Below are 12,150 nucleotides of genomic sequence, written 5' to 3'. Positions count from 1 at the left end.
GGCATCGATCCGGAGCGGTCATGAGCCAACGCCCCATCCTCTGCGTGGACGATGAAGCCAGCAACCTCGCGTTGCTGCGCCAGATCCTGCACAACGACTACCCGCTGGCCTTCGCCAAGAGCGGCACCGACGCCATCCGCTGCGTGGTCCAGCACGCGCCCTCACTGATCCTGATGGACGTGGACCTGCCGGACGTGGATGGCTACACCATCGCCCGCACCCTCAAGCAGGACAACCGCAGCGCGGCGATCCCGATCATCTTCGTCACCTCCAAGAACAAGGACGCCGACGAGGACGTGGGGTTCGCCGCCGGCGGCGTGGATTACATCACCAAGCCCTACTCGCCGGCGGTCCTGCGCGCGCGCATCCGCACCCACCTGTCGCTGGTCAGCGCCACCGAGCTGGTGGCCAGCTACCACGACGCCATCCGCATGCTCGGTATCGCCGGGCACTACAGCGACAACGACACCGGCGTCCACATCTGGCGCATGGCCGCCTATGCCGGCGCCCTGGCCTGCGCCGCGGGCTGGCCGGTGGAGGAGGCCCGGCTCCTGGAGGAAGCCGCGCCGATGCACGACACCGGCAAGATCGGCATCCCCGACGCGGTGCTCAAGAAGCCCGGGCCGCTGACGCCCGAGGAATGGGCGGTGATGAAGACCCACCCGCGCATCGGCTACGACATCCTCAGCCACAGCAAGGCGCCGTTGTTCAAGCTGGCCGCCGAGGTCTCGCTCTACCACCACGAGCGCTGGGACGGCAGCGGCTATCCCAGTGGATTGGCCGGCGAGCGCATCCCGGAGTCGGCGCGCATCGTCGCGGTCGCCGACGTCTTCGACGCCCTGACCTCGCCGCGTCCCTACAAGGAGGCGTGGCCGGTGGAACGGGCGATCCAGCAGTTGCAGGACTCGGCCGGCAGCCACCTGGACGCCCGCCTGGTGCGGATCTTCATTTCGATCCTGCCGCGCATCCTGCAGATCAAGGCGCACTGGGACGAACAGGACGCCTGAGCGCGGCGCACGCTGGATAGCGCTTCATGGCGGAAGCGCGACGGCTCACCAGCACCGGGCCCCGGTGCCTGCGTGAAGCGGGTGGGACACGCTAGGCTAGCGATTCCCCGGCTCCTGACCGACCCCGCCCATGCCCGCCGACGCCCTGCCCGACGATACCGCCCTGGCCACCCAGCGACCGGAGGCGATGGACGCCTTCTGGATGCCGTTCACCGCCAACAAGGCGTTCAAGGCCAGGCCGCGCCTGCTGGCCAGCGCGCAGGGCATGTACTACACCGATGTGGACGGGCGGCAGATTCTCGATGGCTGCGCCGGCCTGTGGTGTGTCAACGCCGGCCACGCCCGCCCGCGCATCGTCGAGGCCGTGCGCCGGCAGATCGGCACGCTGGATTTCGCCCCCAACTTCCAGATGTCCTCGCCCCTGCCCTTCGTGCTGGCCGAGCGCCTGGCCGAACTGACCCCGGGCGACCTCGACCATGTGTTCTTCACCAACTCTGGCTCCGAAGCGGTGGACTCGGCACTGAAGATCGCCCTGGCCTACCACCGCGCCCGCGGCGAGGGGCAACGCACGCGCTTGATCGGCCGCGAGAAGGCCTATCACGGGGTGGGCTTCGGCGGCATCTCGGTGGGCGGCTTGCCCAACAACCGCAAGTGGTTCGGCCCCGGCCTGCCGGGCGTGGACCACTTGCGCCACACCCTGGACATCGAGCGCAACGGCTTCACCCCGGGCCTGCCCGTGCATGGCAAGGAATGGGCCGAGGAACTGGAGCGCGTGATCGCTCTGCATGACCCGTCGACCATCGCTGCGGTCATCGTCGAACCCATCTCCGGCAGCGCCGGGGTGATCCTGCCGCCGGAGGGCTACCTCAAGCGCATCCGCGAGATCTGCACCCGGCACGGCATCGTGTTGATCTTCGACGAGGTGATCACCGGTTTTGGCCGCGTGGGCAAGGCCTTCGCCGCGCAACGCTTCGGGGTGACGCCGGACATCATCACCGCGGCCAAGGGCATCACCAACGGGTGCGTGCCGATGGGCGCGGTGTTCGTGTCCGAGGACATCTTCGATGCCTTCACCCATGGCCCGGACAACGCCATCGACCTGTTCCATGGCTACACCTATTCCGGCCATCCACTGGCTTGCGCCGCCGCGCTGGCGACCCTGGACACCTACGCCGAGGACAATCTGTTCGAGCAAGCCATCGCCCTGGGCGAGGTCTGGCAACAGGGCCTGCACGCGCTCAAAGGCCTGCCCAACATCATCGACATCCGCAACTACGGGCTGATCGGCGCGATCGAGCTTGCCCCGCGCCCCGATGCGCCCGGCGCGCGTGGCGCGGAGGTATTTATCCGCGCCTTCCACGACGGCCAGCTGCTGGTCCGCGTCACCGGCGACACCATCGCCCTGTCGCCACCGCTGATCATCGAGAAGTCGCACATCGACCAGATCTTCAATGTCCTCGGCGAGGTCATCAAGGCGACCGCTTAACCCGTAGCGCGGAGCTTGCTCCGCTACCCTGCGACCAGATCAAGGGAAACGCCTTGTAGAGCGGAGCTCGCTCCGCTGCTCTTCGGCCAGGTCAAGGGGAACGCTTTAGCGGAGCAAGCTCCGCTCTACACGTGGTGTGGCGGGCCCGCTCAGGCCGTCGGCAACTGCATGCGGGCCTCGGCTCCGCCTTCGGCCACGTTGGCCAGTTGCACCTGGCCGCCGTGCAGGCGCGCGACTTCGCGCACGAAGGGCAATCCCAGCCCGCTGCCGCGCTGGCCGGTCGCCGGCGAGGCCTGCGAACAACGCCGCTGCCCTCCGCCCCGGATCAAGGCAAAACACCCGTAGAGCGGAGCTTGCTCCGCTGCTCTGCAATCAGGTCAAGGGGAACGCCCTGTAGAGCGGAGCTCGCTCCGCTGCTCTTCGGCCAGGTCAAGGGGAAGGCTCCAGCGGAGCGAGCTCCGCTCTACACGTGGCGTGGCGGACCTGCTCAGGCCGTCGGCAACTGCATGCGGGCCTCGGCCCCTCCACCGGGCGCGTTGGCCAGTTGCACTTGGCAGCCGTGCAGACGCGCGACTTCGCGCACGAAGGGCAGCCCCAGCCCGGTGCCGCGCTGGCCGATCGCCGGCGAGGCCTGCGAATAACACCGCTGCCCTCCGTCACGGATCAAAGCAAAACACCCGTAGAGCGGAGCTTGCTCCGCTGCTCTGCAATCAGGTCAAGGGAACGCCCTGTAGAGCGGAGCTCGCTCCGCTGCCCTTCGGCCAGGTCAAGGGGAACGCCCTGTAGAGCGGAGCTCGCTCCGCTGCTCTTCGGCAAGGTCAAGGGGAACGCTCCAGCGGAGCAAGCTCCGCTCTACGCGTGGCAGGGCGGACCTGCTTGCGCTCAGGCCGTCGGCAACTGCATGCGGGCCTCGGCTCCGCCCCCGGCCGCGTTGGTCAGTTGCACCTGGCCGCCGTGCAGGCGCGCGACTTCGCGCACGAAGGGCAGCCCCAGCCCGGTGCCGCGCTGGCCGGTCGACGGCGAGGCCAGCGAATAGAACCGCTCGAACACTCGCTCCACCGCGTAGTCCGGCACGCCTGGCCCGGTATCACGCACGATGATGGATACCTGGCCGCCCGATGGCTCGGCGATCAGCGCAACCTCGCTGCCCGGCGCCGAGAACGCCCGCGCATTGTCGAGCAGGTTCAACAGCGCCTGGCGCAGCAGGAAGGCATCGCCCTGCACCGCCAGCCCCGGCGCGCAGCGGACCTGCAACGCCACGCCGGCAGCCTGCATGCGCGGTGAGGCCGCGGCACGTACTTCATCGAGCAAGGTAGCTACCTCGATCCGCGCGCGCGTCTGCAGCCAACCGTGCTGCTCCACCTCGGCCAGCGCCAGCAGCTTGTCGATGGTTTCGGTCAGGCGCTGCTGCTGGTCCAGGATGTTGCGGGCAAAGCGCTGGCGGTCCGCCTCCGGGATCGGCTCCTGCAGCAGCTCAGCCGCGCCGCGGATGCCGGCCAGCGGGCTCTTCATCTCGTGGGTCAACGACTGCACGTATTGCTCGACGTAGTCCTTGCCTTCCAGCTTGCGGCGCATGGTTTCCAGCGCCTGGCCCAGATCGCCGATCTCGTCGCGGCGCGGCTTGGGCGGCGCGACCGGCTGTCCGGCGCTGACCGCCTGCGCGTAGCGGTTGAGCCGGCCGATGCCGCGCGAGAGCCACCAGGTCATCAGCACCCCGATCAGCACCGACAGGCCGATCAGCCAGCCGCCGCGGCGCAGGATGCTGCGCTGGCTGGCCGCGATGAACGGCTCGAAGGTCCGGTTGGGCTGGGACAGCGTCAGCACCCCGATCAGGCGCAGCGGCTGGCTGCCTGGCGCATAGATCGGCGCGGCCACGTGCATCACCGTATGCGCGGTGTCGCCCGGCGACTCGGGGCTGGAGCGTGCCCCGTACTCGCCCCGCAAGGTCAGGTAGACATCGTTCCAGCGCGAGTTGTCCCGGCCCAGGTTCTTGCCGCGCGAGTCGTAGACCACCACGCCATGCGCATCGGTGATGCTGACCCGGTAGTCCACGCGCTTCTTGGGGATCTGCCAGATGTGCGCGTCCACCTCGCGCTGGAAGGCCGCGTCCATGTCGCGGGCAAAGCGGCCATCGTCGATGCGACCGGCGGCCAGGTCGTCGGCCGCCATTACCGCCAGCACGTTGGCCGTATCCACCAGCGTGGACTCCATCGCCTGGCGCACGCCGGGTTTGACCTCGTTGACGAACACCCGCATGACGAAGAACGCCGCCAGGCCGGTGATCAGGAAAAACCCCAGGAACAGCCGCAGCCCGATGCGCATCAGGGTGCCCCGTCGCCGCACAGGCGGCACGCGCGGCGCTCGCGTGCGCGCAGGCAAAGCAAGCACGAGGCCATGGCCACCGGCCCATCACCGAGCGACGAGCGCGCGTGGGGCAGACGCAGACCGGGCCACACACGCCGCGCCTGAAAGCCTGGGCGCGGCGTGCTCGGAGACGGACGGCACACCCTCACAGCTCCAGCGAATAGCCCAGCCCGCGATGCGTGCGCACCGGGTCCGGCTCGGCGCCGGCGGCGCGCAGCTTGGCGCGCAGGGTCTTGATGTGGGTATCCACGGTGCGGTCCGCGCTGTCGGCATCGCGATCCCAGCCGCGGTCCATGAGCTGCGCGCGGCTCAGGATGGCGCCGGGCCGCTGCAGCAGCGTGGCCAACAGCGCGTACTCGTAGCGGGTCAGCTCCAGCGGCTGGCCGCGGAAGTGCACACGGTGGCCTTCCGGATCGACACTGAAATCGCCCTGGGTCCTGCCGCCGGCCATGACCACCGCCGGGCGCCGCAGCCGAGCACGCACGCGCGCCACCAATTCGCGGGGCGAGAACGGCTTGGCGATGTAATCGTCCGCGCCCAGTTCCAGGCCCAGCACGCGGTCGATCTCGTCGTTGCGGGCGGTCAGGAACAGCACCGGCACCTCGCTGAAGGTGCGCAGCTGGCGGCACACGTCAAAGCCGCTGCCGTCCGGCAGGCCGACGTCCAGCACCACCACGTCCACGCCACCGGCGCGCAGGCGCGGCACCACTTCGCGCGCCAGCTGCAGGTGCTCGGCCTGCAGCCCTTCGCTGCGCAATGCGTAAAGCACCGCATCGGCGATGGCGGTTTCGTCTTCGACAACCAGGACATGGGGCATGGCGCGCAGCATAGCGGTGCGCCGTGCCGGCCCGCATCCTCTATGCTTGTGCGCGATGAACTACCGACACGCCTTCCACGCCGGCAACCATGCCGACGTCCTCAAGCACCTGGTGCTGGTCAACCTGCTGGAGGCGATGGCGCGCAAGGACAGCCCGTACTTCGTGCTCGACACCCATGCCGGGCGCGGCCACTACCTGCTGGCCTCGCCGGAGAGCCGCAAGACCTCCGAGGCCGCCGAAGGCGTGCTCAAGCTGTTCGGCCAGCCGCCACTGCACGAGAGCATCGAGCGCTACCTGCGCGCGGTGCAGTCGCACAACCCGGTCGGTGCGCTGGTCGCCTATCCCGGCTCGCCGCTGCTGGTCGCCCAGCACCTGCGCGAACAGGACCGCCTGGCCGCCTGCGAGCTGCAGCCCGAAGAAGCCCAGGCCCTGCGCGAGCTGTTCGCTCGCGACGCGCGCGTGGCCGTGCACGGCCGCGACGGCTACAGCGCGATCAAGGCGCTGCTGCCGCCGCGCATCGGAGACACCAAGTTCGGCCGGGGCCTGGTCCTGATCGACCCGCCCTACGAGGCCCAGGACGCCGAGTACCCGCAGATCATCACGGCCGTGCGCGAAGGCCTCAGCCGCTGGCCCAACGCCACCTGGGCGGTGTGGTATCCGATCAAGCAGCGGCGCACGCTGCTGCCGTTCTTCCGCAAGGCCGCCGCCCTGCCGGCCAGGTCCATCTGGCTGGCCGAGCTGCAGGTGCGTCCGGACGACTCTCCGCTGCGCCTGGCCGGCAGCGGCATGCTGATGATCAATGCCCCATGGCAGCTGGAGCAGGCGATCGCCCCGGCCCTGCCGGTGCTGCAGCGGCTGCTCGGCGAAACCGGTGCGACCACGCGCCTGGAATGGCTCAAGCAGCCCGACTGAGCGCCGCACGGACGTTGGCTTGCACCACGGCCAGCCATGTCAAACCCGCTTTCACCCGCCGCGTGACAGCATCCGGCCATGAGCGGGCAAAAAAGACTGCCGCCGTGGCACGAGAAATTCCGGCTGAGGGATGGCCGTGAACTCCTGATCCGGCCAATTAGGCAAGAAGACGCGGCACCGATCCGCGGGGCGTTTTCCCTGTTGGAGCCCCAGGAGATCCGCCAGCGTTTTCTTTCCCCCATGAACGAACTGTCCGTCGACCAGGCCGCGGCCTTGTGCACGCCCGACAGCCGCACGGCGTTCGCGCTGGTCGCCGCCGAGCCGATGATCCCAGGCGAAGCCCTGGTCGGCGCGGTGGCGCGGGCCCACATCCTGGACGGTGGCAAACAGGCCGAGTACACGGTCCTGGTGAGTCGCTTCATCGCCGGCCAAGGCGTGGGCCGGCATTTGATGCGCCGGCTGGTGAAATGGGCGCGCGGGCGCAACGTGCAGCAGCTGCAGGGCGACGTGCTGGACGACAATCAGCCGATGCTGCAACTGGTCAAGTCGCTGGGCTTCCGCGTGTTGCCAGGGCACCAGACCCCGGGCATGTCCCGGGTCGTGCTGGACCTGGACACGGCCGCCGGTCGCCTGGGCGAGGCCGAACCCGCGCCGACCGCGCCAGCCTGATCCCCTCGCGCGCCCGCTCACGGCGTTTGTCCCGGCCAGCAAGTTAAAATGGCCGACTGATGAGCCAGTCTTCCTCGACCCCGCCGCTGCCGCGTGCCGGCCAGCCGCGCGCCTGGTGGCGCGCCCCGACCTCTCCTTCCGCCCTGGCCTGGCACCTGGTGCAAGCCGCGCGCGCGCATGATGGCCCGCTGCTGGCCATCGCAGCGGACAACCACGGCGCGCACCAGATCGAATCGGACCTGCAGACTCTGCTGGGCCCCGATGCCGACCTGCCGGTGCTGCCGTTCCCGGACTGGGAGACCCTGCCCTACGACCGCTTCAGCCCGCACCCGGACATCATCTCCCAGCGCCTGGCCGCGCTGAACCGCCTGCCCACGCTGGGGCGCGGCATCGTGGTGGTGCCGGTGCAAACGCTGATGCAGCGCCTGGCGCCAGTGGCGCGCATGTCCGGCAGCAGCTTCGACTACCGCGTCGGCCAGAAGCTGGACTTCGACGAGGAAAAGCGCCGCCTGGAGGCCGCCAGCTACCGCAACGTGCCCCAGGTGCAGGACCCGGGCGACTTCGCCGTGCGCGGTGGCCTGCTGGACGTCTACCCGATGGGCGCCAAGGCCCCGCTGCGCATCGAGCTGTTCGACGAAGACATCGACACCATCCGGGCCTTCGACCCGGAGACCCAGCGCTCGCTGGACAAGACCGACGCCATCCGCATCCTGCCCGGGCGCGAGGTGCCGCTGGACCCGCGCAGCGTGGAGAAGGCGATGAACGCCCTGCGCGAGCGCTTCGACGTGGACACGCGCCGCAGCAGCCTCTACCAGGATCTCAAGTCCGGCCTGGCGCCGGCCGGCGTGGAGTACTACCTGCCGCTGTTCTACGACGCCACCGCCACGCTGTTCGACTACGTGGGCGACAAGGCGCTGCCGGTGCTGGCCGATGCCGCCCTGGTCAATGCCGACGCGTTCTGGCTGCAGGCGCAGTCGCGCTACGAGCAGCGCCGCCACGATGTCGAGCATCCGGTGCTGCCGCCGGACGAGCTGTACCTGGCCCCCAATCCCCTGCGCGAGCTGCTCAACCAGCGCCCGCGCGTGGAACTGTGCGGACCGGCCCACCCGCGCGTGGACGAGGCCAAGTCGCTGGGCGACGTGATCCTGCCGCCACTGCCGCTGGCCCCGCGCGACGCACCGGCCGGTCAGGCGCTGCGCCAGTTCCTGGACGGCTATCCGGGCGGCGTGCTGGTCGCGGCCGATTCGGCCGGCCGCCGCGAGGCGCTGATGGAGGTCATGCAGTCGGCCCAGCTCAAGCCCGAGGTGGTGCACGACTTCAAGGCCTTCCTGGACAAAGGCCCGGGCGCCAAGACCTTCGCCATCGCCGTGGCCCCGCTGGAGGACGGCTTCGCGCTGGAATCCCCGCGCATCGCGGTGCTCACCGAGCGTCAGCTGTTCCCCGAGCGCGCCAACCAGCCGCATCGGCGGCGCCGCAGCGGCAAGGAGCCCGAGGCGATCATCCGCGACCTGGGCGAACTGTCCGAAGGCGCGCCCATCGTCCACGAGGATCACGGCGTGGGCCGCTACCGCGGCCTGATCACCCTGGACGCCGGCGGCATGCCGGCCGAGTACGTCGAGATCGAGTACGCCAAGGGCGACCGCCTGTACGTGCCGGTGGCGCAGCTGCACCTGATCAGCCGTTACTCCGGCGCCTCGGTGGAGACCGCGCCGCTGCATTCGCTGGGCGGCGAAGCCTGGACCAAGGCCAAGCGCCGCGCCGCCGAAAAGGTGCGCGACGTGGCCGCCGAACTGCTGGAAATCCAGGCCCGTCGCCAGGCCCGCGCCGGCCTGGCCTTGGATGTGGACCGGGCGATGTACGAGCCGTTCGCCGCGACCTTCCCGTTCGAGGAGACGCCCGACCAGCACGCGGCCATCGACGCGGTGCTGCGCGACCTGGCCAGCAGCCAGCCAATGGACCGCGTGGTCTGCGGCGACGTGGGCTTCGGCAAGACCGAGGTCGCCGTGCGCGCCGCCTTCGCCGCGGCCAGCGCCGGCAAGCAGGTCGCCGTGCTGGTGCCGACCACGTTGCTGGCCGAGCAGCACTACCGCAACTTCCGCGATCGCTTCGCCGACTGGCCGCTGCGGGTGGAGGTGCTCTCGCGCTTCAGGTCCACCAAGGAGATCAAGGCGGAGCTGGCCAAGCTGGCCGACGGGCAGCTGGACGTGATCGTCGGCACCCATCGCCTGCTGCAGAGCGACGTCAAGTTCAAGGACCTGGGGCTGGTGATCGTCGACGAGGAGCAGCGCTTCGGCGTGCGCCAGAAAGAGGCGCTCAAGGCCCTGCGCGCCAACGTGCACCTGCTGACCCTGACCGCCACGCCCATCCCGCGCACGCTCAACATGGCCATGGCCGGCCTGCGCGACCTGTCGATCATCGCCACCCCGCCGGCCAACCGCATGGCCGTGCAGACCTTCGTCACCGTGTGGGATGAGGCGCTGCTGCGCGAGGCCTTCCAGCGCGAACTGGCGCGTGGTGGCCAGGTGTATTTCCTGCACAACGATGTGGAAAGCATCGGCCGCATGCAGCGCGACCTGCAGGCGCTGGTGCCGGAGGCGCGCATCGGCGTGGCCCACGGCCAGATGCCCGAGCGCGAGCTGGAACAGGTGATGCTGGGCTTCCAGAAGCAGCGCTTCAACGTGCTGGTGTGCTCGACCATCATCGAGTCGGGCATCGACATCCCCAATGCCAACACCATCATCATCAACCGCGCCGATCGCTTCGGCCTGGCCCAGCTGCACCAGCTGCGGGGCCGCGTCGGTCGCTCGCACCATCGCTCGTACGCGTATCTGGTGGCGCCGGAAACGCGCGCGCTCACCGACGATGCGCGCCGCCGCCTGGAGGCCATTTCCTCCATGGACGAACTGGGCGCCGGCTTCATGCTGTCCACCCACGACCTGGAAATCCGCGGCGCCGGCGAGCTGCTGGGCGAGGACCAGAGCGGCCAGATGGCCGAGATCGGCTTCAGCCTGTACACCGAGCTGCTGGATCGCGCGGTGCGCTCCATCCGCCGCGGCCACCTGCCCGACGTGGATGCCGGCGAGGAAGCGCGTGGGGCCGAGATCGGGCTGCACGTCCCCGCCCTGATCCCCGAGGACTACCTGCCCGACGTGCATACGCGCCTGACCCTGTACAAACGCGTGTCCAGCGCCCGCGACGTGGACGAACTGCGCGAGCTGCAGGTGGAGATGATCGACCGTTTCGGCCTGCTGCCCGACCCGGTCAAGCACCTGTTCGCCACCGCCGAACTCAAGCTCACCGCCGACGCGCTGGGCATCCGCAAGCTGGAGCTGGGCGAGGCCGGCGGGCGCATCGTGTTCGAGGCCAAGCCCAAGGTCGACCCGATGACCGTCATCCAGCTGATCCAGAAGCAGCCCCGCATCTACGCTATGGACGGCCCGGACAAGCTGAAGATCAAGCTGCCCCTGCCCGAAGCCGCCGACCGCTTCAACGCCGCCAAGGGCCTGATGACGGCGCTGGCGCCGGCCGCCTGATCCGACCCTCGCCTCCGCCGTGACGGCACGCGCCATCGCGCGCCGCCACGGCGTCCGCACCGTCGTCACCAAGGCGCGCGCGCAAGCGAGATGGGTCGCAACCATTGATCGCGGGCCCGGACCGTGCGCACCAAAATCATCCGGCGAAGACCCCCTGTGCCGGTTGAGACTCTCGCGGCAGCCCCTCCTTTTCGGCCTAACGCCATCCAACACCCGTCAACGCTGCGGCCCGTGACGTGGACGGAACTCCGCACGATATCGGGGTCTACACGCCCCGCGATGTTGTACCGGGTTTGCTCGCCCCCTATTCCGACACCCGGCGAGCAACTCACGCGCAAAATGGCACCGCAAGCACCTGATTCCCTTCGGGAACTTTGAATTGACCCGCCAGCGGCGACAGCACAGAATCCGGATAACGCCCCTTCGAGGGGTCTAATAGTAGTTAGAGTTGATGAGAACGTTTGTAGCAGTTTTAACGGCCATTCTGGCAGCAGCACTTGCGCCAGCCCTGGCTTTTGTTTCTGCTGCGATGGCTTTGAACGGAAAAGGACTAGGCAGCAGCGAAGACATCATTTCTTTCCTGGCCCTAGTCGGATTCTGCATGCTTTTCGCCATTGCTCATGCAGTTATTCTTGGTTTGCCGGTGTCACTCTGGCTGCTACGTACTAACAAATTCGTGCTTCGCTCAATGCTTTTGGCGGGATCCCTCATCGGATCCGTGCCCATTGCATTGTTAGCTAATAGCCTATTGAGATCCGACTGGATTGACTATCTTCAGCTTGTTTTCAATGCCGGCGCCCTCGGCATAATCGGCAGCACGGCCTTCTATTTCACCTTTAAAGGCATCAACTCTAACAATTCATTCAATCCGAAACCGCTTCGCGGCTCGGCTTAATTCAGGCGTTAGCCGGCCATGAGAGAACTGTCAGAGCGGATGAAAGCTGAGACTCGCCAAGAATGGCGAGACTTTGGCTTCTTCTACACATCAGACGACACAACCAGGGAGTGGCTGCTATCTGGCAGCAAAGCTGGGCTTCTAGGCTTTGCAGCCATGCTTGACGCTTATTCCACGGACAGTCGATTCAGTGCCAAGAGCGAGCACGAGCATTTCGGGCCGCACTGGTACCTCAAAGTAATCACTTGGTCGGACGCCCGGATAGACGGGCAAGCCATCTGGGGATCACAGGCTGACATTGCCTGTCTTGCTCAGTTGGTTCGTAGCACTGTCTCCACCGCGCAGGCCGGTGAGTCCATTCGCATCAAAGATCAATACTCGGGTGACTCTGAGTACACTCTTGTGCTCAGGGTTCAGCCCGACAGTTTTGACCCGGCTGGCCTAGATCCACAGCTGGCCGGCTAAC

Annotated in this window: 9 protein-coding genes and 2 pseudogenes; 7 read left to right on the top strand and 4 right to left on the bottom strand. The window is 68.1% G+C overall.

Annotated elements, in window-relative coordinates:
- Window positions 1-20: 20 nt before the first annotated feature.
- Together ACORQU_RS16390 and aptA are read left to right on the top strand one after the other, a co-directional pair.
- Window positions 21-1,007, top strand: a complete 987-nt coding sequence (locus ACORQU_RS16390; protein WP_271646118.1) for a response regulator — start codon at window positions 21-23, stop codon at window positions 1,005-1,007.
- A 130-nt stretch (window positions 1,008-1,137) separates the two neighbouring features.
- Entirely contained in the window at window positions 1,138-2,493 is a 1,356-nt protein-coding gene (gene aptA, locus ACORQU_RS16385; protein ID WP_491642133.1) for an omega-aminotransferase AptA, read from the top strand.
- A gap of 149 nt (window positions 2,494-2,642) precedes the next feature.
- On the opposite strand, the pseudogene ACORQU_RS16380 reads toward aptA, so the two are convergent.
- From ACORQU_RS16380 to creB, 4 genes and pseudogenes are all read right to left on the bottom strand, one after another.
- A pseudogene (locus ACORQU_RS16380) lies at window positions 2,643-2,804 on the bottom strand (ATP-binding protein); the annotation flags it as partial.
- 176 nt (window positions 2,805-2,980) lie between these two features.
- Window positions 2,981-3,142: pseudogene (locus ACORQU_RS16375) on the bottom strand (ATP-binding protein); the annotation flags it as partial.
- Between the two features lie 233 nt (window positions 3,143-3,375).
- The gene (creC, locus tag ACORQU_RS16370) at window positions 3,376-4,815 is read right to left on the bottom strand and encodes a two-component system sensor histidine kinase CreC (RefSeq protein ID WP_491642131.1); all 1,440 of its coding nucleotides are present in this window, start codon (window positions 4,813-4,815) and stop codon (window positions 3,376-3,378) included.
- A gap of 187 nt (window positions 4,816-5,002) precedes the next feature.
- Window positions 5,003-5,686: a two-component system response regulator CreB gene (gene creB, locus ACORQU_RS16365; RefSeq protein WP_491642130.1), complete on the bottom strand. Its 684-nt coding sequence runs from the start codon at window positions 5,684-5,686 to the stop codon at window positions 5,003-5,005.
- A gap of 43 nt (window positions 5,687-5,729) precedes the next feature.
- On the opposite strand from creB, the gene ACORQU_RS16360 reads away from it, so the two are divergent.
- The 5 genes from ACORQU_RS16360 to ACORQU_RS16340 all read left to right on the top strand — a co-directional run bounded on the left by ACORQU_RS16360 (window position 5,730) and on the right by ACORQU_RS16340 (window position 12,149).
- Complete coding sequence (locus ACORQU_RS16360) at window positions 5,730-6,587, top strand: 23S rRNA (adenine(2030)-N(6))-methyltransferase RlmJ (protein WP_491642129.1); 858 nt, start codon at window positions 5,730-5,732, stop codon at window positions 6,585-6,587.
- 78 nt (window positions 6,588-6,665) lie between these two features.
- On the top strand, window positions 6,666-7,256 hold the full coding sequence (locus tag ACORQU_RS16355; RefSeq protein ID WP_271646123.1) for a GNAT family N-acetyltransferase: 591 nt from the start codon (window positions 6,666-6,668) through the stop codon (window positions 7,254-7,256).
- A gap of 59 nt (window positions 7,257-7,315) precedes the next feature.
- The gene (gene mfd, locus ACORQU_RS16350; RefSeq protein WP_491642128.1) at window positions 7,316-10,789 is read left to right on the top strand and encodes a transcription-repair coupling factor; all 3,474 of its coding nucleotides are present in this window, start codon (window positions 7,316-7,318) and stop codon (window positions 10,787-10,789) included.
- Window positions 10,790-11,240: 451 nt separating this feature from the next.
- The gene (locus tag ACORQU_RS16345) at window positions 11,241-11,684 is read left to right on the top strand and encodes a hypothetical protein (RefSeq protein WP_491642127.1); all 444 of its coding nucleotides are present in this window, start codon (window positions 11,241-11,243) and stop codon (window positions 11,682-11,684) included.
- Between the two features lie 18 nt (window positions 11,685-11,702).
- Window positions 11,703-12,149, top strand: coding sequence for a hypothetical protein (locus tag ACORQU_RS16340; protein ID WP_491642126.1), 447 nt, complete (start codon window positions 11,703-11,705; stop codon window positions 12,147-12,149).
- Window position 12,150 lies beyond the last annotated feature (1 nt).

It is taken from the genome of Pseudoxanthomonas sp. JC1303, from assembly GCF_058448525.1.
Note: the sequence above shows the minus strand (reverse complement) of the source record. Positions and strands in the feature narration are given on the sequence as shown.